This window comes from Nonomuraea cavernae (assembly GCF_014646355.1).
In the GTDB taxonomy this organism is placed as follows: Bacteria; Actinomycetota; Actinomycetes; order Streptosporangiales; family Streptosporangiaceae; genus Nonomuraea; species Nonomuraea cavernae.
Window position 1 is genome coordinate 1 of the sequence record NZ_BMNH01000047.1, and the last position, 23,744, is coordinate 23,744.

Genomic DNA, 23,744 nt, shown 5'->3' on the forward strand with positions numbered 1-23,744 from the left:
TGGCATGGCCACCCGCTATGACAAGCTCGCCGTCCGCTACGAGGCCACACTCACCATCGCCGCCATCAACCAGTGGCTCCGCGCCTTATGAAACACGGCCTAGGAGCCGGACGCGAGGATGGCGTCGAGATCGGTGGTGAGGGCTGCGAGCTCGCGGGAGGCCAGGGCGCGGGCGTCGGCGACGTCGCCGGTCACCGGCACCACCACCTCCAGGTAGCACTTGAGCTTGGGCTCGGTGCCCGAGGGCCGGATCACCACCCGGGCGTCGTCCGCCAGGTGATAGCGGAGCCCGTCGGTGGCAGGCAGGCCGCCGTCGCCCCTGCTCAGGTCGTCGACCGCGGTGACGGCCCGGCCGCCGAGCTCGGCCGGCGGCTCGGCGCGCAGGCGGGCCATGGCGTCGGCGATCAGTGACAGGTCGTCGACCCGGAGCGAGAGCTGTGACGTGGCGTGCAGGCCGTAGCGCCTGGCCTGGTCGTCGAGCAGGTCGGCCAGTGTGCGGCCGGCCTGCTTGGCCTCCGCCGCGATCGCGGCCACGGTGAGCGCGGCGCCGATGCCGTCCTTGTCGCGCACCGGCAGCCCGGCGTCGGAGCCGACGCTGTAGCCGATCGCCTCCTCGTACCCGAAGACGAGGCCGGGCCCCGCCTTCATGATCCACTTGAAGCCGGTCAGGGTCTCGCCGTAGCGCACGCCGTGCGCTCGCGCGATCTTGCCGAGCAGCGTCGAGGACACGATCGTGGTGGCCACCATGCGGTCGCCGGTGGTGTGCCTGATCACGTGCTCGGCCAGCAGGCCGCCCACCTCGTCGCCGGTCAGCATGCGGAACGTGCCGTCGCCCAGCGACACCCCCACGGCGCACCGGTCGGCGTCGGGGTCGTTGGCCAGCACCAGGTCGGCCTTGATCTTCGCGGCGAGCGCGATGGTCAGGTCCATCGCCCCCGGCTCCTCGGGATTGGGGAAGGCGACCGTGGGGAAGTCGGGGTCGGGATCGCGCTGCTCCTCGACCGACATCGGGCTCTCGAACCCGGCGTCCAGGAACGCGCCCGTCAGGGTGGCGCCGCCGACGCCGTGCAGCGGGGTGTAGGCGACCCGCAACTCCCGCGCCTCGCCGAGAGGCAGCGCGGTGAGGGCTTCGAGATAGTCGTCGACGATGGCGTCGCCCAGCTCGGTGAGAGTGCCGGGCCCGTCGAGCGGCAGCCGGTCGACCCGGCCCACGGCGTCGATGGCGGCGGAGATCTCGCTGTCGATCGGCGGCACGATCTGCGAGCCGTCGCCCCAGTAGACCTTGTAGCCGTTGTCCCTCGGCGGGTTGTGGCTGGCCGTGACCATCACGCCCGCGTCGGCGCCGAGCCGGTGGACGGCGAAGGCCAGCACGGGCGTCGGCAACGGGCCGGGCAGCAGCGAGACGTGCAGCCCGGCGCCGGTCAGCACGGCCGCCGTGTCACGGGCGAACACGTCGGACTTGTGCCGGGCGTCGTAGCCCACGACCACGTGCCGCCCGGGGCCCAGCACCCCGGCCAGCCCGGCGGCGGCCCGCATGACGGTGACCTGGTTCATCCGGTTGGGGCCCGCGCCCAACTCGCCCCGCAGGCCCGCGGTGCCGAACTCCAGCTTGGTGTGGAAACGCTCGCGCAGCGCGGCGAGGTCCTCGCGCTCGATCAGGCCGGACAACTCGGCCTGGGTGTCGGGGTCGGGGTCCTGGAGCAGCCAATGACGGGCCTGGCGGAGAAGATCGTCGCTCACAGCCGGTCCACGACCTTGGCCAGCAGGACGCCCATGCGGGCGGCGGTGGCGCGGCCGACCGCCAGGACCTCCTCGTGGTCGAGCACCTCACCGCCCAGACCGGCCGCCGGGTTGGTGACCAGCGAGAGGCCGAGGACGTCGAGGCCGGCCTCACGGGCGGCGATGGCCTCCAGCACCGTGGACATGCCGATCAGGTCGCCGCCGAACGTGCGCAGCATCTGGATCTCGGCGGGCGTCTCGTAGGTCGGGCCGCGGAAGGCGACGTAGACGCCCTCGGCGAGGCTCGGGTCGACCTCGTGCACGAGCGCGCGCAGCCGCCGGGAGTAGACCTCGGTGAGGTCGATGAACGTGGTGCCGGTGATCGGGTTGGCGCCGGTCAGGTTGATGTGGTCGCTGATCAGCACCGGGTCGCCGACCTGCTGGGTCTCGGGGCGCAGGCCGCCGGCCGCGTTGGTGAGCACGATCGTGCGGACTCCCGCGGCGGCGGCCGTGCGCACGCCGTGGACGACCGCCTCGGGGCCGTGCCCCTCGTAGAGGTGGCTGCGGCCGAGGAAGACGAGCGCGTGCCGCCCGCCGTCGGTGCGCACGACCCGGATCCGGCCACCGTGCCCGGCCACGGCGGGCGCCGAGAAGCCCGGCAGGTCGGTGAAGGGGATCTCGGCGACCGTCCGCCCGAGCGCGTCGGCGGCCGGGACCCACCCGGAGCCCATGACGAGGGCGACGTCGAAGGTGTCGTGACCGGCGGCGCTCCTCAGCGCGCCGGCGGCCTCCTGGGCCAGGGAGTAGGCGTCGTTGCTCACGTCGAGATCGCTCACGTCGGGGTCGCTCACGTCGAGATCGCTCACGTCGGGGGTATTCACGTCAGTAGTCTAGGAGCAGCCTGTCGAGCACCCGCACCCCGAACTGAAGCGCCTCGACCGGCACCCGCTCGTCCACGCCGTGGAACATCGAGGCGAAGTCCATGCCGGCCGGCAGCCGCAGCGGCACGAACCCGAACCCCCGCACACCCAGGTCGGCGAAGAACGTCTTGTTGTCGGTGCCGCCCGACATGCAGTAGGGGATGGCCCGCGCGGTGGGGTCCTCCGCCTTCAGCGCCGCGATCATCGACTCGACCAAAGCGCCGTCGAACGTGGTCTCCAGCGCGATGTCGTGGTGCACGAACTCCCGGCGGACCTTGGGCCCGATCAACGAGTCGACGGTCTTGAAGAAGTCGTCCTCGTGCCCGGGCAGGAAGCGCCCGTCGACCACGGCCGCGGCCTGGCCGGGGATCACGTTGGACTTGTAGCCGGCGTCGAGCTGGGTGGGGTTGGCCGTGTGGTGCAGCGTGGCGCCGACGAAGCGGACCAGCGGCCCGATCCGCTCCAGGATCGGCTCGGGAGCGTCCTCGTCGAACGGGATGCCGAAGGCGTCGGCGACCTCGGTCAGGAACCGGCGCACGGTCGGGGTGAGCGTGGTCGGCCAGTCGTGGGCGCCCACGCGGGCCACCGCCCTGGCGATCTCGGTGACCGCGTTGTCGGAGTTGAGCATCGAGCCGTGCCCGGCCGTGCCGTCGGCGACGAGCCTCATCCAGGCCAGGCCCTTCTGCGCGGTCTCGATCAGGTAGAGCCGCAGCGACGGGTCGACCTCCAGGGAGTAGCCGCCGACCTCGCTGATCGCCTCGGTGACGCCCTCGAACAGCTCGGGGTGGTGCGCGGTCAGGTGCTTGGCGCCGTACGTGCCGCCCGCCTCCTCGTCGGCCAGCCAGGCGAAGACCAGGTCGCGGCGCGGCCGGCGGCCCTCGCGGGTGAGCTGCCGCAGCACGGCCAGCATCATCGCGTCCATGTCCTTCATGTCCACCGCGCCCCGGCCCCAGATGTAGCCGTCGCGCACCTCGCCCGCGAACGGGTCGACCGACCAGTCGGCCGCGTTGGCCGGCACCACGTCGAGGTGGCCGTGCACGAGCAGCGCGGGGAGCGACGGGTCGGTGCCCTCGACGCGGGTGATCACGTTGCCCCGGCCGGGCGCGCTCTCGATGTAGGTGGACTCGATGCCCACCTCGGCCAGCCTGGCCATGACGACCTCGGCGGCGGCGCGCTCACCGGGGCCGCTGCCGTCGCCGTAGTTGCTGCTGTCGACGCGGATCAGCTCGACGCAGAGCTCCGCGACTTCCTTCTCGGCTGGGGTCATGGTGTCTTCTCCAGGGTGAGCATGCCGGACTTGTGTAGATGGCCGCGTTTGTAGGCACGGGTGATGAGGGTGACGTCGAGGTCGGTGACCTCGTCGAGCGGGCCGACGACATCGGACAGGAAACGGTACAGGTCGGCCTCGTGCGGCACGGCCACCTGGGCGATCATGGAGTGGGTGCCGGTCGTCGCGGCGCAGTAGCGGACGTTCGGGTGGGCCGCCAGCGTCTGGCCGACCCGGTCGAGCCCGTGGGGGCGGACCTTGAGCCAGAGCTTGGCCTCGACCGCCAGGCCGAGCAGGGCGGGCTCCGCCTCGGCCCGGAGGAGCAGCAGCCGCCGGTCGAGCAGCGAGGTCACCCGCCTGCGGGCCGTCGGCACCGAGATGTCCAGCCGCTCGGCGATCGCGGTGAAGGGGATCCTGCCGTCGGCCACCAGCAGCTCGGCGATCTCCCGCTCCATCGGCGACAGACCGTCCTGGTCGGGCAGCGGACCGGCGGGGGCCGGTCGCAGCTCGGCCGCCTCCTGCTCGGTCAGGTAGGGGGCGTGCCACTCGGCCACGGTCATGAACGTGCGCAGCACGACCTGGGTGCGGGTGCACAGGACGCCGTCGAGGTCGCCGATCTGGGTGGACAGGATGTCGTCCAGGGCCTCACGCGTGGGGGACACCAGCTCGCAGCCGACGTCGGCGGCGCCGGTCAGTGAGTAGACCGACCGGGTGTCGGGCCTCCCGGCCAGCGACTCGGCGACCTGCCCGGCCGTGCCGGGGCGGACCTGTACGTGCAGGTGGACGGGACGTCCGTGACCGGTGCGCAGGTCGTCGTAGATGGCCGTGACGCGCACCACGCCGTCGGCGATCAGCCGCTGCAGCCGGCGCGCGACGGTGCGCTCGTGCTCGCCGACCACCCTGCCGATCTCACCCCATGACGCGCGCGGGCTCACCTGGAGGGCCGCGACGAGTCGCCGGTCGAGAACGTCCACGGAACGCCGTTTCTGTGACTGATTCGAGAACCGAGCTGTGGGTATCTGACCGCTTCGGTCAGCGACTGAACAGTAAGTCACCACCGTACCTGTCAGCAAAGGAGCTCCCGTGGCGCCCCCTCCCGTCGCGCAGGCACCGATCGGCATCCCCCGCAGCCGCGTCCGTCAGCTCATGGCGGCGAGCGTCGGCAATGTCGTCGAGTGGTTCGACTGGTATGCCTACAGCTTCCTCACCGTCTACTTCGCCGAGCAGATCTTCCCGACCCAGGGCGGCAGCAGCCTGGTCCCGGTGCTGAGCGCGTTCGCCGTCTTCGCCGTGGGGTTCTTCATGCGCCCGCTGGGCGGGCTGCTGGTCGGCGCGTTCGCCGACCGCTTCGGCCGCAAGGCCGCGATGACCTTCACGATCATGCTGATGGGCGGCGGCTCGCTGCTGCTCGCCGTCACCCCCACCTGACGCGTACGGCTGGCGCGTCGCGTTCGTGTTCGGCGCGGTCATCAGCCTGGTCGGCCTGTGGATCCGCCGAGGCGCCGAGGAGACCAGCACGGTGGCCACGGACATCCGGGTGGGCAGGGCCGAACGCCCCGGCCTGTTCGACTTCCTGATCCACTACCCGACCAAGGCCGCGCTGATCGTCGGCATCACGGTGGCGGGCACCGTCGCCTACTACACGTGGACCACGTTCCTGCCGACCTACGCGCAGCAGAACGTGGGCTTCGACAAGGCCGACTCGCTCACCGTCGGCACGATTTCGCTGGTCTTCTTCATGGTGCTGCAGCCGCTGCTCGGCATGCTGTCGGACCGGGTCGGGCGCCGGCCCATGCTGATCACCTTCGGGCTGGGCTTCACGCTGCTGCCGGTGCCGCTGCTCGGCCTGCTGACCGACTCCTTCGGCAGCCTGCTGCTCGTCCAGTGCGTCGGCATGGTCTTCCTCGGCTGCTTCACGTCGATCTCGGCCGCGGTCAACTCGGAGCTCTTCCCGACCCGGGTGCGGGCCGCCGGCGCGGGCTTCCCGTACTCGCTGACCGTCGCGATCTTCGGTGGCACCGCGCCGCTCATCGGCACGGCGCTGAAGGACGCCGGCGAAGCCGGGCTCTTCCCGTGGTACATGTCGGCGCTGGCGCTGATCTCCACGCTCGTCTACGTCTTCGCCCTGAAGGAGACGAAGGACCTGCCGTTGCGCTAGTCGCCGAGCGACTTGCAGGGGCGTCCCCGCAGCTCCTTGACGTAGTCGTCGGGGGCGCCCGCCCGCTCGGCCGCGTCGGCCAGGATGCCCAGGTAGCGGGCGGAGGGCAGGCCGCCCTCGTAGCCGTCGAGCACGTAGAACCAGGCCACCTGGTCGCCCTCAAGGGTCTGCACCCGCAGCCGCACCTTGTGGTGGAGGCCGCGGGCCGCGCCCTCCCACTGGTCGAGCGAGTGCTCGTCCCACTCGGGCACGTCGTAGAGGACGACGAAGACGTGCTCGTCGGGATCTTCGACGATGGTGGCCATCGCGCCTTCCCAGCCGATGTCCTCCCCGCCGAACGTCAGGCGCCAGCCCTGCAGCCAGCCGACGTCACGCATCGGAGAGTGCGGAGCGCGCATGGCCATCTGCTCCGGGTCCATGTTGCTGCCGTAGGCGGCGTAGACAGGCACAGCAGACAAGAGTAGCGCGCGGTCGGCCGCCCCGTTTCTCCAGCGGGTCGAGGCATGCGGGAGAATGGGACGCGTGACGAGGATTGTGATCATCGGCGGCGGACCAGGCGGCTACGAGGCGGCGCTGGTGGCCGCGCAGTTGGGCGCGCAGGTCACGATGGTCGAGCAGGACGGCCCTGGCGGGGCGTGCGTGCTGACCGACTGCGTGCCGTCCAAGACGCTGATCGCCACCTCGGTCCGCAAGCAGGCGCTGCTCGACGCCTCCTCGCTGGGTGTCGCGTTCTCCGGTGGAGGCGACGGCGACATCGGCGTGGCGACCGTGGATCTGCCGCTGGTCAACAAGCGGGTCAAGGAGCTGGCCCAGGCCCAGTCGGCCGACATCGCGACCAGGGTCGCCGCCGAGGGCGTCGAGATCGTCAACGCGCGCGGCCGGCTGGTCGACCCGCAGGTGGTCAGGGCGGGCGACCGGACGATCCGGGCCGACGTGGTGCTCGTGGCCACCGGCGCCACGCCGCGCGTCCTGCCGGGCGCCGAGCCCGACGGCGAACGCATCCTCAACTGGCGCCAGCTCTACGACCTCGACGAGCTGCCCGAGCACCTGATCGTGGTCGGTTCCGGCGTCACCGGCGCGGAGTTCGCCGGCGCCTACCGTTCGCTCGGGGCCGAGGTGACGCTCGTCTCCAGCCGCGACCGGATGATGCCCAACGAGGACGCCGACGGCGCGGAGGTGCTCGAAGAGGTCTACCGCCGCCGCGGCATGAACGTCATGGGCCGCTCGCGCGCCTCCTCCGTCAAGCGCACCGCCGACGGCGTCGTGGTGACGCTCGAGGACGGCCGCACGGCCGAGGGCTCCCACGCGCTGATGACGGTCGGCATGGTGCCCAACACCGGCGGCATCGGGCTGGAGGAGGCCGGGGTGCAGCTCGACCGCCAGGGCTTCGTCAAGGTCGACAAGGTCTCGCGCACCTCCGCCCCCGGCGTCTACGCCGCGGGCGACTGCACCGGCGTGCTCATGCTCGCCTCGGTCGCCGCCATGCAGGGCCGCATCGCCGTCTGGCACGCGCTCGGCGAGGCCGTCCAGCCGCTCCGGCTGGCCACGGTCGCCTCCAACATCTTCACCGACCCCGAGATCGCGGCCGTCGGTGTGGCGCAGCGGGCCATCGAGGCGGGCGAGATCGAGGCCAACGTGGTCAAGTTGCCGCTGGCGACCAACGCCCGGGCCAAGATGCAGGGCTTCAACGACGGCTTCGTCAAGCTCTTCTGCCGGCCCAACACCGGCATCGTGCTCGGCGGCGTCGTGGTGGCGCCCCGGGCTTCGGAGCTGATCCTGGCGGTCTCGGTCGCGGTCCAGCAGCGCCTGACCGTCGACCAGCTCGCCCACACGTTCGCGGTCTACCCGTCGCTCTCCGGCTCCATCACCGAGGCCGCCCGCCGCCTCATGCAGCCCGAAGCGGCCCTCTGACCTCCCCTTTTCCGTACGGCACGTCCCGCGCGCAGGCTCTTCGCCACCGTCGCCACCGTCGCCACCGTCGCCAACGGCTCACAACGGCGAAGGGCGCGCTCCCCGAAGGGAACGCGCCCGGTCGTCAGGGCGGGGGACTACCAGTCGCCGCCGCCGAAGTCGCCACCACCGAAGTCTCCGCCGCCGAAGTCTCCGAAGCCGCCGCCACCGAAGTCGCCGCCGCCGCCGAAGTCTCCGCCACCGTCGGAGTAGCCGCCGCCCATGCCGAAGCCGCCGCCCATCATGCCGCCCATCATGCTGCCCATCATGGTGCCGATGAACATGCCGGTCATGACGTCGCCGAAGCCGCCGTAGTAGCCGTAGGCGTAGGGCTGGTAGGCCGGGCCCGCGTCGTAGTAGGGCCGGCGCTGGCCGTCGACCATGACCTCGCGCATCTGCGGGTCGAAGCCGCGCTCCACGGCCTCGGCGTCGGAGGCGCAGGCCGGGACGTCGCGCACCGCGCCACCGGGCGGAGCCCAGCGCACGTCACGCGCGGACGGGCCGTGCTGCGGGTTGAAGAAGCAGGGGGCGCGCCGCTCGGGCACCGGCTGGTTGTTGACCTTGGCCTTCACCACGGCCAGCGCGTAGCGGCCGTCCTCGAGCGTCTGGGTCACCTCGCGCACCTGGTCGGCCCGCTCCACCGCGGCGAGCTGCGTCTTGGCCTTCTCGTAGGAGTCGAGAGCCTGCTGCCACTCGCCGATGTGCTGCCCACCCTGACCGGAGAGCGTGACGTCGGTGTCGAGCGCGGTGATCTCCTCGCCGAGCTTGGTGACGTCCTCCTCGACGGTCCCCTTGACCGCCGCCAGGTCCTTGGCGTCCTGGATGGCCTGCTTCTTCTTGCGGTTCTTCGAGTAGAGGAAGTAGCCGCCGCCGCCGACCAGCGCGAGCACGCCGAGGCCGACCAGCACGCCGCCGCCTCCGCCGCCGCCGCTCGTCGAGCCGGACTTGAGCGCGGCACCGGTCTTGCCGTCGGCCATCAGGTTGACGCGCTCGACGAAGTCCTCCATGCCGCTCACGAGGTCGTCATTGTTGCGCACGGCCAGCTTCGACAGCTGGTTGGTCATGCCGGCGCGGCCGAAGTTGGAGCCCGCGAAGAGCGAGTTGCCGTCGAGCACGGCCACGGTGATCTGGCCACCGTTCTTGGCCTTCATGACCGCCTGGCCCAGCTGGCCCACATAGGTCGTGGGATCGGTCACCGATCCGTCGGGCAACGCGGCGACGTAGACGTCGCTCTTGGAATCCTTCAGGATGTCGCGAATCTTGTCCTGCTGATCCGAACTCAGGGCCGAGCCGGACGCCACATACAGGGGATCTTTCTGGTCCTTCCAATGGGCCAGCACAGTCGCGGCGTCAGGGGGCGCGGCCGCGTGAGCGGCGGGGGACAACGCAAGGACGACGAGTAGACCGGCGATCAGAGCCGCGAACGCGGCCCCGGTTCGGCGCAGCGAATGGGTCATTGGCAGCAAGCCTCCTTCGCCCATGAGGACGAACGGGCGATCGGCAAAGTTCCTCACCCCGCACGTTACCCGTACGGGGCGCGATGGAGGCGCGGGGCCATTGATCCCGGGACCGCCGGTCCTCAGGCGTCCTTGATCTCGCAGATCGTCGCGCCGGAGGTGACGGTCTGCCCGACGGCCGCGCTGAGCCCGGTGACCGTGCCCGACTTGTGGGCGGTCAGCGGCTGCTCCATCTTCATGGCCTCCAGCACCACGACGGTGTCACCCTCGGCCACGGTGTCGCCGTCGCCGGCGACGACCTTGACGATCGTGCCCTGCATCGGGCTCACCAGGGCGTCGCCGCCCGCGGCCGCCTGCTTGGCGCCGCCCCCGCCACGCTTGGGCTTCTTGTTCGCGGAGGGCGTAGCCCCCGAGACGCCGAGGCCGGCGGGCAGGACCACTTCCAGGCGCTTGCCGCCGACCTCGACGGTCACCGTCTCGCGCGTCGCGGGCTCGTCGGCCGCCAGGTCGCCCGTGTAGGGCTCGATCGTGTTGTCGAACTCGGTCTCGATCCACCGGGTGTGGACGGTGAACGGCTCGGCGGCGAAGGCCGGGTCGGACACGACCGCGCGGTGGAAGGGCAGCACGGTCGGCATGCCGTCGATCTCGAACTCGGCCAGTGCCCGGCGGCTGCGTTCGAGCGCCTCGCGCCGGGTGCGGCCCGTCACGATCAGCTTGGCCACCAGCGAGTCGAACGTCTGCGGCACGGTCATCCCGGCCTCGTAGCCCGAGTCGAGCCGGATGCCGGGCCCCGACGGCGGGCGCAGGGCGGTCAGCGTGCCCGGCGCCGGCAGGAAGCCCCGGCCGGCGTCCTCGGCGTTGATCCGGAACTCGATCGCGTGGCCGCGCAGCACCGGGTCGTCGTAGCCGAGGGTCTCGCCGTCGGCGATGCGGAACATCTCGCGCACCAGGTCGACGCCCGCGACCTCCTCGGTCACCGGGTGCTCGACCTGCAGCCGGGTGTTGACCTCCAGGAAGGAGATCGTGCCGTCCTGGCCCACGAGGAACTCGCAGGTGCCGGCGCCGACGTAGCCGGCCTCGCGCAGGATCGCCTTGGAGCTGGAGTAGAGGACGTCGAGCTGCTCCGCGCTCAGGAACGGCGCGGGCGCCTCCTCGACCAGCTTCTGGTGGCGGCGCTGGAGCGAGCAGTCGCGGGTGCTGACCACGACCACGTTGCCCTCGTGGTCGGCCAGGCACTGGGTCTCGACGTGGCGTGGCCGGTCGAGGTAGCGCTCCACGAAGCACTCGCCGCGGCCGAAGGCGGCCACGGCCTCGCGTACGGCCGACTCGTACAGCTCGGCGACCTCGCCGAGCGTGCGCGCGACCTTGATGCCGCGCCCGCCTCCGCCGTAGGCGGCCTTGATGGCGATCGGCAGCCCGTGCTCCTCGGCGAACGCCACCACCTCGTCGGCCCCGGAGACCGGGTCCTTGGTGCCGGCGACCAGCGGCGCGCCGACCTTCTGGGCGATGTGCCGGGCCTGCACCTTGTCGCCGAGCGCGGCGATGGCGGCGGGTGGCGGGCCGATCCAGATCAGGCCCGCGTCGAGGACGGCCTGGGCGAAGCCGGCGTTCTCGGCGAGGAAGCCGTAGCCGGGGTGCACCGCGTCGGCGCCGGAACGCTTGGCGATGTCGAGCAGCTTGCCGAAGTCGAGGTAGGTCTCGGCGGGCGACTGACCGCCCAGCGCGTAGGCCTCGTCGGCCACTCGCGCGTGCAGCGAGTCGAGGTCTTGGTCGGCGTAGACCGCGACGCTCCCGATCCCGGCGTCCTTACAGGCGCGGGCCACACGGACCGCGATCTCACCACGGTTGGCGATCAGAACCTTCTGCACCGACGTTCGTCCTTCCTCGGCGGGCGACTCAAGGGAGTGTAAGTGCTGGCTGTCGGCTCGCCGTCAGCGGCCCAGGTATGCGCCGCCGTTCACGTGCAGCACCTGTCCCGTGAGATGTCTCGCGCCCCGCGAGGCGACGAAGACCACAGTGTCGGCGACGTCGGCCGGAGTGCCCGGCCGGCCGTTGCGGGTGTTCGCCACACGGGCCCTGATGCCCTCCTCGGTCAGCCGGCCGCGGAAGAACTCCGTGTCGACCACCAGCCCGGGGGCGACCACGTTCGCCGTGGCCCCCTTGGCGCCGAGCTGGGCCGCGAGGTCGGCGGTCCATGATTCGAGCGCCGCCTTGGCCGCGCCGTACGAGCCGGAGCCGGTGCCACGGGCGGCGATAGAGCCGATCGAGACGACCCGGCCGCCCCTGCCGATGCGCGGCAGCAGCGCGGTCGTGACGAGCACGGCGGACATCAGGTTGGCGTTGAAGTTGGCCCACCAGGCCTCGGCCACGGCCATCAGGTCGTCGTCGCCGGGCTCCTGGCGGTCCAGGTTGGTGTTGCCGCCCGCGTTGTTGACGAGCACGTCGACGCGCTCGGGCAGGCTCGCCACGGCCTCCTGCACGGCGACGGGGCTGGCCGCGTTGAACGGCACGGCCGCGCAGCCGAGGCGGTCGGCCGCCTCCTTGAGCACGTGCTCGCGGCGGCCGGTGATCGTGACATGGTCGCCGAGTGAGACGAAGGCGGATGCGATGGCGTATCCGATGCCGGTGCCGCCGCCGGTCACCACAACCTCGCGCATGGCCGGATGCTCCTTAGATCCGAATAATCCTCTGGACGACCATAGCCGCTCGGTATAACGCGGGCGATGGATTGGCGCCGCGCCTATGGTGAGGGCGCTATCACGACGATCCAGGAGGTATGCATGAGCCAGAGTCTGCTCGGTGGCGACCCCGGAGAAATGCAGTTGATGGCCACCCAGTTCACCCAACAGTCCGAAGCCGTGCGCACCACGATGACCGCGCTCGACCGCGAGGCGGCGAAGGTCGGCACGGCCTGGACCGGTCCGGGTGCCGTGCGCTTCCAGGGCGCCTGGCAGAACTACCGGGTCGCCTTCCAGCGGATGACGGAGGAGCTGCAGGAGGCCGCCCGGGTCATCAACACCTACCGGGGCAACATCGAGTCCGCGACGCGCTGACCCCCGCGTGAGAGCCCCGGCGAACGTGCCGGGGCTTTCTGCCTTCCGGCCCGGATGCGAAACCGGGGCAATATATGCTTCTCGGTCATGATCGTACGGATCCTGCTGGCATGCGGGCTGGCCATGGGAGTCGCCACCGTGCCGGTCGCCGCACACGCCGCACCCGTTCGATGTGAGCCCGAGAAGGGCTCGATGCAGGTCGGGGAGTCCTGGGCGCAGCGCCGCCTGGACGCGCGCAACGTATGGAAGCTGACCCGAGGCGAGGGCGTCACGGTCGCGGTCATCGACAGCGGCGTGGACATCAGGCACCCCTCCCTGGCCGGGCAGGTCCTGAGGCAGGTCGATCTCACGCAGACGGGGCATCGCGACTGCATGGGGCACGGCACCGCGACCGCCGGCATCATCGCGGGCCGCTACCTGCAGGGCGTCCCGTTCTACGGGGTCGCGCCAGGGGTCCGGCTGATCTCGTACAAGCAGACCAACGAGCAGAGTGGCGACGTCGGGAAGCTCGCGGACGCGATCAGCAAGGCGGCGGCGGCCGGCGTGGACGTGATCAACATCTCGGTGCAGGCGAGCGACCAGCCCGACCTGAAGGCGGCGGTCAACGACGCGCTGTCGCGCGACATCGTGATCGTGGCGGCGGCCGGGAACATCGACAAGGACGGGATCACCACGCCCGCCTATCCCGCCGCCTACGAGGGGGTGCTGTCGGTGGGCGCCGCCGGTGAGGGGGGCGGGCTGTCCGACTTCTCCAACACCGGCTCCAGGGTCGGCGTCGTGGCCCCCGGCGAGAAGATCACCAGCACCTGGACCGGTCAGTCCTTCCGCAACGACCTCAAGGGCACGAGCTTCGCGGCGCCGTACGTCGCGGGAGTGGCCGCGCTGGTGCGATCGAGATATCCGCGCCTGAACAGCGAGCAGGTGCGGCGGCGCATCGAGAAGACGGCCGACGGCGCGCTGGGCGACGGCACCGGGGCGGGCATGGTCAACCCCCTGCTCGCGGTCACCGCGGTGCTGCCGTCCGAGCAGGTGGCGGTGGCCGCGCCGCTGCCGCCCCCGTTGCCTCAGGGGGTGGTGGCGAAGGCGCCGCCGATCGACCAGCGGGCGATCGACGTGGCGACGGCTCTGGGGGCGGGTGCGCTGACCCTGGCTGGGTTCGTGGTGGTCGCCCGCGTGGTGGTGCCGATGGGCAGGCGGCGCGGCTGGCGGGCCGGTTCCAGCGAATGATCGATCATGTAACGATCGTGGAACATGAACACCTGTGATGTTGATGTGTCAGATTTGGTGCATTGTGACGGCAGACGTAATTTTTCATCGGAAGGGCGCTCATGGGCTCCTTGCATCCGCGTGACCCTGAAGAGTTATGCGGCTACACCCTCGTAGAGCGGATCGGCGAAAGTCCGCGGGGCGTCGTCTATCGCGGCCGCCGGGGCGAGGGCGGCGACTCCGTCGCGATCAAGCTGCTGCCGGAGACGCCGGACGCGTCCGACATCGCCCGGCGCCTTGAGTCCGCCAAGCGGGTGTCGAGTTCCCATGTCGCGAGAGTGCTCGACGCGGGAGTGTGGGAGGGGCAGCCGTATTTCGTCCGGGAGTACGTCGAAGGTCGCAGCCTCGCCGAACTCGTCGAGACAGACGGAACGCTGACCGGTGACGCGCTCCAGCGCGTGGCCGTGGCGGTGCTGACCGCACTGACCTCCGTGCACGCGGCCGGTCTGGCCCACGCCGGGCTGACCCCGTACAACGTGATCGTCGGTACTGACGGTCTCCGGCTCACCGACGTCGCGATCGATGAGCCGTCCGTTGAGGCCGGATACCTCTCGCCACAGCTGGACTCTGAGCCGTACGGCGCTCGCACGGACGTCTACTCGTGGGCCGCGGTCGTGACGTTCGCCGCTACCGGGAGACCACCTTCCGGACAGGCCGTGCTCAACGCCGAACCTGAGCTGGGTGCCATGACCGAGCCGCTGCGCGGCATCGTGGTGTCCGCCTTGTCCGTGGTGGCGGGCGAGCGGCCGACGACGCACGCTGCGCTTGAGGGGCTGACGGGCGCCGGCGCCCCGGTCCCGGGCGACGGCGAGCCTCTCCGGGGTGTGCCGATGCCGCCTCAGGCCCTTGTGAGCCGGTCGCCGGACGATGACGAGCCTCTGCGGGGCGTGCCGCTGCCGCCTCCCTCGTCGTGGGTGCCACAGCAGCTGGACGACTCCACGCGATGGGAGCCGCCGCCGCCGTCGGCGACGGAGCCGCAGCAGGCGTGGTGGGAGCCCAAGACGGTGCAGGCCACCGTGAGTGGCGGTTCGGGGAGGAAGTTCCCCATCGGGCTGGTCGCCGCGATGGCCACCGTCGTCCTGGTCTCCGGGCTCGGGCTGTGGGGAGCGAGTCAGTACGTGCCCAAGCAGTCGCTGCAGCCCGCCTCGGCCTCTGGCGACCAGACGCCCGTGCCGGGTACGGCGTCGAACGAGAAGAACTCCGCGGACATCCCCGCGACGCCGAAGCAGCGGACGTCGGAGCAGCCGGAGAAGAAGGCCCCCCGCGTCAAGACGCCCGAACCGCAGGCCACCGACGTGCTCCCGTTCGACCTGCCGAGGGACGATCCGAGCAGCGTCGCGGTGCCGGAGCTGAGCACGGTTCCCTCGCCGCTGCCGACGCAGCCGATCGCGACTCAGGCGGTCGCGCAGCCGACGGTGACGGTCACGGCGACGCCCAGCCCGGAGCGGAACGACCGGCGGGAGAACGCGGGCTCGCCGGAGCCTCACCCGACGCAGCCGCCGACGCCGAATCCGTCACATTCCCCGCAGCCCCAGGTGACGGTGACGGTCACGGCGACGCCCACGCCCACGGCTGAGCCGCCCACGCCGACGGAGCAGCCGACGGTTTCGGCCACGCCGACCCCGACACGTACGTTCGCCACGAATCCGTACACCCCGGTCCAGGTCTGCGGTGACGGCTTCGTCGTCCAGCGGTCCACTGAGTTCACCAGCGGTGTCACGTACCAGCTCTACCACGACGGCACGGGGGAGCACTGCGTGGTGACGCTGAAGAACAGCGACGTCGGTAAGTCCGGTCCGGTCAGCGCCACCCTGGAGGTGCGGAACGGGCCACGCCAGTCCTACAACGGCGACCACGAGTTCTTCGCCGGGCCGGTGAAGCTGCGGGCCGAGGGCAAGTGCGTGCGTTACGCGGGCGCGGTCGGCTCGTTCAGTACGAATTCCACCTGGGACGACTGCGGCTAGACGCCGCAGGCAGGAGGCAAGGGTGTGCGCCACGCGGTGCACGCCCTTCGCTGTGCCTGGCGGGGGAGCGCCGCGCTTCTCCGGCGACGTGGCGACGCCTCGGAACCGCTGAGCCCGGCGGACCGGTCGGCCGGACTGATGGTTTCCTCACGGTAAACGATCAATCGAATAACGATCACTTAGGTACGTAAACCTGTGATGTTGGTGTGTCACATTTGGTTCAATGTGACTCGAAACATGATTCTTTGGAAGGGCGCTCATGGACCCGTTGCACCCGCGTGACCCTGCGGAGTTAGGGAACTACACGCTCATCGGGCGACTCGGCGAGGGGTCACGGGGGGTCGTCTACCTAGGCCGTAAAGGCAAGGGTGGCACCCAAGTCGCGATCAAGCTGTTGCCGGAGACTCCTGCCCACGCGGAGGAGGCCAAGCGCCTCAAGTCCGCCAAGCGGATTTCGAGCTCCTACGTCGCGCGCGTGCTCGACGCCGGCGTATGGGAGGGACGGCCGTACGTCGTCCGGGAGTACATCGAGGGCCGCAGTCTGGCGGAGCTCGTCGAGGCCGAGGGGCCGCTGACCGGTGACGCGCTCGAACGGGTGGCCGTCTCCGTCCTGACCGCGCTGACCCCCGTCCACCTGGCCGGCCTGGCTCACTGTGGGCTCACCCCGCGCAACGTGATCGTCGGCGCCGACGGTCCCCGGGTCACCGACGTCGCGATCGGGCCGCCGGTCGGCGAGATCGGATACCGCTCGCCAGAGCAGCTCAACTCGGAGCCGTACGGCCCCTACACGGATGTCTTCTCATGGGCGGCGGTCGTGACGTTCGCCGCTACCGGCAAGCCGCCCTTCGGGCACGACGCGAAGGCCATCGCGAGCGCCAAGCCCAAGCTGGGCGCCATGGCCGAGCCGCTGCGCGGCATCGTGCTGTCCGCCCTCTCCAAGGAAGTGGAGCGGCGGCCGACGACGTACTCGGCGCTGCTGGGTCTGATGGGCGACAAGAACGCCGCCGCGCCCGCCGCCGCACCGGCCGCACCGGCCGCGCCCGCCGCCGGTCCGGCTGTGCCGGTGCCACCTCTGGTGCCGCCGCAGGCGCCGTCTTCCGGTCAGGTGAGCCTCCCCCCGGAGCAGGACTCGACGATCCAGGGGCTGCCGGTGCCCCCTCCCGCGCCCGTGCCCCCTCCCGCGCTTCTTCCCGCGCCGTTGGTGCCCCAGCAGGCGGATGCATCCACGCAGTGGGGACCGCCGCCGTCCACGACAGAGCCACAGCAGCCCCCGACGCCGCCCGAGACGGTGAAGACCGTCGCCGGCACGTCTCCGGCCAGAAAGTTCCCCGTCGGGCTGGTCGCGGCGATGGCCGCCGTCGTGCTGGTCTCCGCACTGGGGCTGTGGGGAGCGAGTCAGTACGCGCCGAAGCAGACGGTGCAGCCCGCCTCGGCCTCCGGTGACCAGACGTCGGCGCCCGGTTCGGTGACGAACGAGCAGAACTCCGCGGACACCCCTGTGGCGCCGCCGCAGCAGCAGCAGCAGCAGTCGTCGGGTCAGCCGGAGGTGACGGTGCCCTGGGCGAAGACACCTGAGCCGCAGGCCACCGGTGTGTTGCCGTTCGAGATGCCGAGGGACGATCCGAGCAACATCGCGGTGCCGGAGCTGAGCACGGTTCCCTCGCCGCTGCCGACGCAGCCGATCGCGACCCAGGCGGTCACGCAGCCGACGGCCACGGTCACGGCGACACCCACGCCGCAGAACACCGACAGGCGAGGCAGGAAGTCGCCGACGCCCACGGTGACGGAGACGGTGCAGCCGTCGACGACTCCGTCCGCGACCCCGACGCCCCGGGCGACGGTGACCGTCACGGCGACGCCGACGCCCACGCCGACGCCGACTCCTCCGGCCCCCCAACCTACGGAGAACCCGACCACCGAGGCCCCCAAGCCAACGGCGAAGCCGACGACAGCCGCGCCGTCCCCCTCAGCCGCGGCGGCCCCCCCGGCCCCCCTTAACGAGGCCTGCGGCAACGGCTTCGTCGTCCAGCGGTCCACCGCGTTCGAGGGTGCCATCACGTACCTGCTCTACAACGCCGGCAGTGGCGAGCACTGCGCGGTGACGGTGAAGACCGCGAACGTGGGCAACCCGAGCTGGATCAGCGTCACCCTCGAGGTGCAGAACGGCCCCAATCAGGTCCACAGCGGCGACAAGCCGCACTTCGCCTCGGCGAAGCTCTACGCCGGGGGCAAGTGCGTGCGCTACATCGGCGCGGCCGGCGGGCACAGCACGACCTCCGACTGGGGTAACTGCGGTGGCTAGATCGTCCGGCCCGGTTCTTCGAGACGGATGACATGAACGAAGCAGGGCGTGCACCGCGCGGTGCACGCCCTGCTTCGTGCCAGGAGTGAGTTCTAGTAGGGCTTGTAGCCGCCGCCTCTCTCCAGGGAGGCGATGCCCGGGTGGCCGCTCAGGTCGCCGTAGCGGTCGTAGGTGTAGAGCACGCCCGCGATGATGTTGTCGACCGGTTCGAGGATCTTCCCGTAACCGGGCAGTTTGTGGGCGTCGAACGTGGGCGGGATCGTCTGCATGAGTCCCTGTGACGGGACACCGTTCTTGGCGTTGATGTCCCAGTCGTTTCTCGCGCTGGGGTTGCCGCCCGACTCGTGATGGATGACGGTCCAGATCCGTTCGATGTCCTTGGGATCGTCCGGGTCGAGGTCGCTCACGTCGATGCCGCGTTTGCGCAGGATTGAGGCCATCTCCGGCGACTTGATGACGGTGAGGGCCTCCTTGATCCAGTCGACGACCTCGGCCTTCGGGCGGGGCGTGTTGCCGGCTGACGAGGTGCCGGGGTTGCTGTTGTTCACGGGCGCCGCGGTGGGTCCGCCCGTGCCGTTGGCGTTGCCGCTGAGTTGCGTCTGACGCTGCTCGGTGGGCGTCACCGCGATCCACTCGATCTTGTTGCCGGGGCCGGGGACGAATGTCTGATCGCCTGCGGGCGGGATGTCGGAGAAGAGGGTCTTCTCCTCGCCGAAGCGCTTGCTGATGCCCTTCACCGACGTGGCGAGCGCGTCGGCGGCCGTGTCGACGTAGCTCTGCGCGGCGGTGGCGGCTGTGCCGACCCGCTTGGAGATGGCGGCGTTGAGATCGGCCTCGGTCGCGTCGGGGTCCTTCGCGTACACCCGGCGCAGGTTGTCGACGTCAGTGATCAGGCTCTCGCCGAGCTGGTCGACACCCTTGCGGGCCTTGGCCAGCGCGTCGGCCGCGTCGTTGAGGGAGCCGGCACAGGACACCAGGGCGTCGTTCATGCCCTGCCCTGCCTTGCTGTAGCGGGCCATGTACGTGACGAAGGCGTCCGCCGACTCGCCCTTCCACCAGTCGTCCATCCTGCCGACCGCGCCCGCCAGGACGTCGGTGTTGCCCACGATGCCCTTGCCGGCGGTCGTCCAGCGCGTGGCGATGCGCCTGATCTCGGCGGGGTCGCCGGCCACCTTGTCCATGAGGGCGGCGAATTTCTGGCCGTCGTACAGGGCGGCGATCTGGTCGCGCAGGCTCATGCCGAGTCCGGCGCGGTGGAGGCGTCGTCGGCCGTCTTGATGTTGCGGCGGACCAGGTCGAGGGCGTTCTCGACGCCTTTGAGGCGATTCTTGGCTGCGTCGAGTTCGCTGCCCACCGTGGCCTCGACCGTCTCCACGGCTGAGGCCAAACCGGCGGAGTCGTCGAGAGCGCCGAAGACGGTGGACGCGGGCGCCTTCGCCGGGAACCCCCCGCCTCCGGCCACCGCCTTGCCGTCCTTGACCTTGACCAGGTCGACGCTCCGATCGTGCACCGAGTCCTGCAACTGCTCGAGCGCCTTCCGGCTCAGCTCGACACCTGCCATCGAGTGCCCCTTTCTGCTAGGTCAGGACGGGTGGCGATCCTCAGCTCGTCTCAGAGGGGGGCATGAAGGCGGTCTGGGTCAGCCGCGGACCATAGCGTCTCTCGACGAAGAAGCCCCGGCCGGTCGGGAGCGGTTGCGGGCGCACGTTGCCGAACACGTAGCCCTCGTCCTTGTTGCCGGACAGGATGACCGCGGGGCTGGCCAGGTCCTTGATCTTGGTGATGATCGGATCGTACATGGCCCGCCCGATGCCGCCCATCTGGCGGGCGAGCACCAGGTGCAGGCCGATGTCGCGGGCCTGGGGCAGCAGATCGACCAACGGCAGCAGCGGGTTACTGTTACCGGCGACCAGGTCGTAGTCGTCTACCACGATGTACAGGTCGGATCCCTCCCACCAGCTGCGGCTGCGGAGCTGTTCGGGGGTCAGATCCGCCGGAGGCAGCCGCTTGAGCAGCGCCGCGCGGGCGTTGTTGATCAGGTCGGTGGCGGCCGAACTGGACGCGGCGTAGCCGATGCGGTGCTCGGTGACCGCCGTGTCGAGCAGCGACCGGCGGTAGTCGATGACGATCAACATGGCCTCGCGCGGCGTCTGCCTGGCCACCACGCCCTCTGAGATGAGCCGGAGCAGATTGGACTTGCCGCTCTCGGTGTCGCCCACCACGGCGAAGTGCGGGTCGGTGTCGAAGTCGAGCAGGACCGGCGAGAGCGAGGCCTCGTCGATGCCGAGCGGGATGCGCTTGGCGCCCGTCTGGTCGGGGCCGGGCAGCGACGCCACGGGCAGCACCGCGGGCAGCAGTCGCACCTCCCGCGCGGCGGGACCCTGCCAGGCGTCGCGCACCCCCTGCACCAGCGAGCGCACCCCCGCCGACACGTCCTCGGCATCCTGTACGCCGTCGATCCTCGGCAGGGCCGACAGGAAGTGCATGCCGTCCTTGGTCAGGCCGCGGCCGGGCACGCCCTCAGGAACGGCCATCGCGGCCTTCCGGTTGATCTCGGACTCGTACGCGTCGCCGAGTTTGAACTCGATACGGGTGCCGAACAGGTCCCGGATGGCGGGGCGGAACTCCGACCACTTGTTGGTGGACGCCACCACGTGGACGCCATAGCCCAGGCCGCGCGCCGCGAAGTCGGTGATCACACCCTCCAGGGCCTCGTGCTCCTGCCTGATGGTCAGCCAGCCGTCGATGACCAGGAAGATGTCGCCCCAGCCGTCGCCCTCGATGGTCCCGTCGGCAACTTGCCGCCGGTAGGAGGAGATCGAGTCGATCCCCTGCTCGCCGAAGATTCGCTCACGGTCGCGCAGAATGGCGGAGATCTCCGCCACGGTGCGGCGCACACGGTCGCCGTCCCGGCGGGTCGCGATGCCGCCGACGTGCGGCAGCCCGTCGAGTGCGGCGAGCGAGCCGCCGCCGAAGTCGAGGCAGTAGAACTGCACCTCCCGCGGCGTGTGGGTGAGCGCCATGCTGGTGATCAGCGTGCGCAGCGCGTTGCTCTTGCCGCTCTGGGTGCCGCCGGCCACGCCGACGTGCCCGGCCGCGCCCGACAGGTCCAGCCAGAACGGGTCGCGCCGCTGCTCGAACGGCCGGTCGATGATGCCCACGACCGCGTGCAGCCCGCCTCGCCCCGGCCAGCCCGGAGTGGAGAGCCCCAGCTCCGGCGTGATCGACAGTGGCGGCAACAGGTGGGTGAGAGTCGGGGGGTCGCTCAGTGGTGGCAGCCAGATCCGGTGCGCGGCCGGGCCGGCTCCCTGCAGCCGCTTCACGACGATGTCGAGCAGGCTGATCTGCGGGCCGTTGTTCTCCTCGCCCGCCGTGATCTCGGGCTTGGGGTTCTTCACCACCGGGATGGGGGCGAAGGTCGGGGTGTACTCGACCACCCTGCGGATCGCGGTGCTGCCGTCGGCGTCTCCACCTTGATGGAGATCGCCCTGGTAGGCGCCGGAGACGTAGGCGGCCTTGAACCGCGTCATGCCGCTGGTGTCGAACTTCAGGTAGCCGTTGCCGGGCGCGGACGGCAGCTCGTAGGCGTCGGCGACGCCCAGCACCACGCGCGACTCCATGGCCGAGAAGGTGCGCAGGCCGATCCGGTAGGACAGGTGGGTGTCCAGGCCGCGTAGCCGTCCCTCCTCGAGGCGCTGGGAGGCGAGCATCAGGTGCACGCCGAGCGAGCGGCCCAGCCGGCCGATCATCACGAACAGCTCGATGAACTCCGGCTTGGCCGTCAGCAGCTCGCTGAACTCGTCCAGGATCACGAACAGGGTGGGCATCGGCGCCAGGTTGACCCCCTGCTCGCGGGCGCGCTCGTAGTCGCGCAGCGAGGCGTAGTTGCCGGCGGAGCGCAGCAACTCCTGCCGGCGCACCATCTCGCCGTGCAGGGCGTCGTGCATGCGGTCGACCAGCGGCAGCTCGTCCTCGAGGTTGGTGATGACGGCGGAGACGTGCGACAGGGTGTCCAGGCCGAGGAACGTGGCACCGCCCTTGAAGTCGACCAGGACGAAGTTGAGGATCTCCGAGGAGTGGGTGATGGCCAGGCCGAGCACCAGCGTGCGGAGCAACTCGCTCTTGCCGGACCCGGTGGCGCCGATGACCAGGCCGTGCGGGCCCATGCCGCCCTGCGCCGACTCCTTGATGTCCAGCTCGACGATCCGGCCGTCGGCGCCGATCCCGATCGGCACCCGCAGCTTGTTGCGGGCGGGTCTGGGCCGCCAGGTCTGCGCAGGATCGAGCTGGGTCGGGTCGGTCACTCCCAGCAACTCGGTCAGCGTGGTGTTGGCGGACAGCACGTCCTGCACCTCGCCGCCGCTCACGCCGCTCGACAGGCGCAGCGGCGCGAGCTGCCTGGCAAGTCCCTCCGCCCGGAGGTAGTCGAGCTTGTCCGGGTCGCCCAGCCGGGTGGCGCTCTGCTTGCCCGCATGGTCGATCTTGACCATGAAGAAGCCGTCGGGCTGGATGTCGAGCCGCAGCGTGCTCTGCTCGTCGACGGCACCGGTGCTGTCGGACAGGTCGATCACGGTCACGCCCTGGATGGCGTCCGTGGCGAGCTGCGAGTCGTGCGGCACGTGCCCGCCGTCGATGATCACGATGTGGTACGGCAGGGCGTCCGCAGGGGAGCCGGGCCGGAACCGGGCCCGCTCCTTGAGCTCGTCGCCGACCAGTTGATCGAGCTCGCCCAGGGTCTCGGCCATGAGCCGTACCTGACCGGCGGCGTCCACCTGCTCGGGGTGCAGGGCGTGGGGCAGCCACTTGACCCAGTCCCACTGGGGCATCAGCTCGCTGGAGGCGCACACCATGATCCGCATGTCGTCGGGGGAGTGGAAGACCGTCATCTGCGCGACCATCGCCCGGACCAGGTCGCGCACGGCGCCGGGGTCGCCGCTCAGCTTGATCCGGGAGAAGGAGCCGAGGGCCACCGCCACGGGCAGCTCGGAGACCGTGGAATGGGCCCGCACGAACCTGCGCAGCGCTCCGGCCGACAGCGCGTCGAGGTCCTCGACCGGCTTGGAGTCCGGCGGCACGAGCTGGATGCCCAGCTTCTGCACGCCGGTGCCGAGGCGTACGGTGCTGAAGTCCTCGTCGCGCGGGCGACGCTCCCAGAGTCGCTGGCTCATCGCGACCCACCACAGCGAGTCGGGTGACGGGCCGCTCCACTCCAGGGCCTCGCGCTGCTGCTTGGCCGCCCGGCGGGAGCGTTTGCGCGCCTGGGAGAGATAGCGGAAGTAGTCGCGGCGCAGGCCGTTGAGGCGGTGCTTGCGCTCACCGGCCTGGCGGCCCATCTGGCCGATCGACATGCCGATCATGGAGAAGGCGAACAACCCGCTGGCCACGTACATGAGGGGGTTGCCGTTGCCACCCGAGGTGAACATCAGCGCCATCGCGGCGCCGCCCGCCACCATCGGCAGGTAGGTCAACACCGCCATCATCCCCTGGGGCTGAACTTCCGGGATCTCCGGGGGAGACTCGAGCAGGATCTCGCCGCGGGGCGGTTTGGGACTGGGTCGGCGCTCGGGGCGCCGCACGATGACGATGCTCACCCTGGGACTGCCTTCTGTGAGGGTCGGATGACTTTCTTACCAGAAGCACGCGATCACCCGTTGCCCTATATCTTCATCCTGTTGTGTGACATATGGG

18 protein-coding genes are annotated in these 23,744 nt (G+C 70.7%); 7 read left to right on the plus strand and 11 right to left on the minus strand.

All coding sequences use genetic code 11. The features are described 5' to 3' along the window. Positions 1 to 99: 99 nt before the first annotated feature. The 4 genes from IEY82_RS37400 to IEY82_RS37415 all read right to left on the minus strand — a co-directional run bounded on the left by IEY82_RS37400 (position 100) and on the right by IEY82_RS37415 (position 4,880). The gene (locus IEY82_RS37400; protein ID WP_189129034.1) at positions 100 to 1,740 is read right to left on the minus strand and encodes a phospho-sugar mutase; all 1,641 of its coding nucleotides are present in this window, start codon (positions 1,738 to 1,740) and stop codon (positions 100 to 102) included. Beyond that, the gene (locus IEY82_RS37405) at positions 1,737 to 2,540 is read right to left on the minus strand and encodes a purine-nucleoside phosphorylase (RefSeq protein WP_189129063.1); all 804 of its coding nucleotides are present in this window, start codon (positions 2,538 to 2,540) and stop codon (positions 1,737 to 1,739) included. Before IEY82_RS37405 ends, IEY82_RS37400 begins: the two co-directional genes overlap by 4 nt. 61 nt (positions 2,541 to 2,601) lie before the next feature. Then, complete coding sequence (locus tag IEY82_RS37410; RefSeq protein ID WP_189129035.1) at positions 2,602 to 3,906, minus strand: M20/M25/M40 family metallo-hydrolase; 1,305 nt, start codon at positions 3,904 to 3,906, stop codon at positions 2,602 to 2,604. Further along, positions 3,903 to 4,880: an Lrp/AsnC family transcriptional regulator gene (locus IEY82_RS37415; RefSeq protein ID WP_189129036.1), complete on the minus strand. Its 978-nt coding sequence runs from the start codon at positions 4,878 to 4,880 to the stop codon at positions 3,903 to 3,905. Before IEY82_RS37415 ends, IEY82_RS37410 begins: the two co-directional genes overlap by 4 nt. Positions 4,881 to 4,989: 109 nt before the next feature. On the opposite strand from IEY82_RS37415, the gene IEY82_RS39710 reads away from it, so the two are divergent. Both IEY82_RS39710 and IEY82_RS37420 read left to right on the plus strand, forming a co-directional pair. Beyond that, the gene (locus IEY82_RS39710) at positions 4,990 to 5,334 is read left to right on the plus strand and encodes an MFS transporter (protein ID WP_225264095.1); all 345 of its coding nucleotides are present in this window, start codon (positions 4,990 to 4,992) and stop codon (positions 5,332 to 5,334) included. Between the two features lie 25 nt (positions 5,335 to 5,359). Next, positions 5,360 to 6,064 carry an MFS transporter gene (locus IEY82_RS37420; protein WP_225264096.1) on the plus strand — a complete coding sequence of 235 codons (705 nt, stop codon included), beginning with the start codon at positions 5,360 to 5,362 and terminating at the stop codon, positions 6,062 to 6,064. Here IEY82_RS37420 and IEY82_RS37425 read toward each other — a convergent pair. Then, positions 6,061 to 6,513, minus strand: a complete 453-nt coding sequence (locus tag IEY82_RS37425; protein WP_189129037.1) for a gamma-glutamylcyclotransferase family protein — start codon at positions 6,511 to 6,513, stop codon at positions 6,061 to 6,063. The genes IEY82_RS37420 and IEY82_RS37425 overlap by 4 nt on opposite strands. Positions 6,514 to 6,586: 73 nt before the next feature. On the opposite strand from IEY82_RS37425, the gene IEY82_RS37430 reads away from it, so the two are divergent. After that, positions 6,587 to 7,975, plus strand: coding sequence for an NAD(P)H-quinone dehydrogenase (locus tag IEY82_RS37430; protein WP_189129038.1), 1,389 nt, complete (start codon positions 6,587 to 6,589; stop codon positions 7,973 to 7,975). Between the two features lie 137 nt (positions 7,976 to 8,112). Here IEY82_RS37430 and IEY82_RS37435 read toward each other — a convergent pair whose 3' ends face one another. The 3 genes from IEY82_RS37435 to IEY82_RS37445 all read right to left on the minus strand — a co-directional run bounded on the left by IEY82_RS37435 (position 8,113) and on the right by IEY82_RS37445 (position 12,128). Continuing rightward, a complete protein-coding gene (locus IEY82_RS37435; protein WP_225264098.1) occupies positions 8,113 to 9,471 on the minus strand; it encodes a hypothetical protein in 1,359 nt (452 codons plus the stop codon). A 122-nt stretch (positions 9,472 to 9,593) separates the two neighbouring features. Continuing rightward, the gene (locus tag IEY82_RS37440; protein ID WP_189129039.1) at positions 9,594 to 11,339 is read right to left on the minus strand and encodes an acetyl/propionyl/methylcrotonyl-CoA carboxylase subunit alpha; all 1,746 of its coding nucleotides are present in this window, start codon (positions 11,337 to 11,339) and stop codon (positions 9,594 to 9,596) included. A gap of 63 nt (positions 11,340 to 11,402) precedes the next feature. Then, complete coding sequence (locus IEY82_RS37445; RefSeq protein ID WP_189129040.1) at positions 11,403 to 12,128, minus strand: SDR family NAD(P)-dependent oxidoreductase; 726 nt, start codon at positions 12,126 to 12,128, stop codon at positions 11,403 to 11,405. Positions 12,129 to 12,251: 123 nt separating this feature from the next. Between IEY82_RS37445 and IEY82_RS37450 the strand changes: the two genes are divergently transcribed. From IEY82_RS37450 to IEY82_RS37465, 4 genes are all read left to right on the plus strand, one after another. Continuing rightward, on the plus strand, positions 12,252 to 12,524 hold the full coding sequence (locus IEY82_RS37450; RefSeq protein ID WP_189129041.1) for a WXG100 family type VII secretion target: 273 nt from the start codon (positions 12,252 to 12,254) through the stop codon (positions 12,522 to 12,524). Positions 12,525 to 12,611: 87 nt separating this feature from the next. Then, positions 12,612 to 13,751, plus strand: a complete 1,140-nt coding sequence (gene mycP / locus IEY82_RS37455) for a type VII secretion-associated serine protease mycosin (protein ID WP_189129042.1) — start codon at positions 12,612 to 12,614, stop codon at positions 13,749 to 13,751. 101 nt (positions 13,752 to 13,852) lie between these two features. Next, the gene (locus IEY82_RS37460; RefSeq protein ID WP_189129043.1) at positions 13,853 to 15,754 is read left to right on the plus strand and encodes a serine/threonine-protein kinase; all 1,902 of its coding nucleotides are present in this window, start codon (positions 13,853 to 13,855) and stop codon (positions 15,752 to 15,754) included. A 259-nt stretch (positions 15,755 to 16,013) separates the two neighbouring features. Continuing rightward, complete coding sequence (locus IEY82_RS37465) at positions 16,014 to 18,056, plus strand: serine/threonine protein kinase (protein WP_189129044.1); 2,043 nt, start codon at positions 16,014 to 16,016, stop codon at positions 18,054 to 18,056. 92 nt (positions 18,057 to 18,148) lie between these two features. Here the strand turns inward: IEY82_RS37465 and IEY82_RS37470 are convergent, their stop codons facing one another. The 3 genes from IEY82_RS37470 to eccCa are packed head-to-tail and all read right to left on the minus strand — an operon-like array spanning position 18,149 to position 23,647. Next, positions 18,149 to 19,294 carry a transglycosylase SLT domain-containing protein gene (locus IEY82_RS37470; RefSeq protein WP_189129045.1) on the minus strand — a complete coding sequence of 382 codons (1,146 nt, stop codon included), beginning with the start codon at positions 19,292 to 19,294 and terminating at the stop codon, positions 18,149 to 18,151. After that, a complete protein-coding gene (locus tag IEY82_RS37475) occupies positions 19,291 to 19,617 on the minus strand; it encodes a hypothetical protein (protein ID WP_189129046.1) in 327 nt (108 codons plus the stop codon). The genes IEY82_RS37470 and IEY82_RS37475 overlap by 4 nt, the downstream gene beginning before the upstream one ends. 40 nt (positions 19,618 to 19,657) lie before the next feature. After that, positions 19,658 to 23,647 (minus strand): type VII secretion protein EccCa, encoded by a 3,990-nt coding sequence (gene eccCa, locus IEY82_RS37480; RefSeq protein ID WP_189129047.1) that lies wholly within the window; start codon positions 23,645 to 23,647, stop codon positions 19,658 to 19,660. Between the last annotated feature and the right edge of the window lie 97 nt (positions 23,648 to 23,744).

Coding starts and splice junctions, on each gene's coding strand:
- IEY82_RS37435 (WP_225264098.1), bottom strand. CDS start 9,471: ATGACCCATTCGCTGCGCCGAACCGGGGCCGCGTTCGCGGCTCTGATC.
- IEY82_RS37475 (WP_189129046.1), bottom strand. CDS start 19,617: ATGGCAGGTGTCGAGCTGAGCCGGAAGGCGCTCGAGCAGTTGCAGGAC.
- IEY82_RS37470 (WP_189129045.1), bottom strand. CDS start 19,294: ATGAGCCTGCGCGACCAGATCGCCGCCCTGTACGACGGCCAGAAATTC.
- IEY82_RS37460 (WP_189129043.1), top strand. CDS start 13,853: ATGGGCTCCTTGCATCCGCGTGACCCTGAAGAGTTATGCGGCTACACC.
- IEY82_RS37445 (WP_189129040.1), bottom strand. CDS start 12,128: ATGCGCGAGGTTGTGGTGACCGGCGGCGGCACCGGCATCGGATACGCC.
- IEY82_RS37410 (WP_189129035.1), bottom strand. CDS start 3,906: ATGACCCCAGCCGAGAAGGAAGTCGCGGAGCTCTGCGTCGAGCTGATC.
- IEY82_RS37450 (WP_189129041.1), top strand. CDS start 12,252: ATGAGCCAGAGTCTGCTCGGTGGCGACCCCGGAGAAATGCAGTTGATG.
- mycP (WP_189129042.1), top strand. CDS start 12,612: ATGATCGTACGGATCCTGCTGGCATGCGGGCTGGCCATGGGAGTCGCC.
- IEY82_RS37465 (WP_189129044.1), top strand. CDS start 16,014: ATGGACCCGTTGCACCCGCGTGACCCTGCGGAGTTAGGGAACTACACG.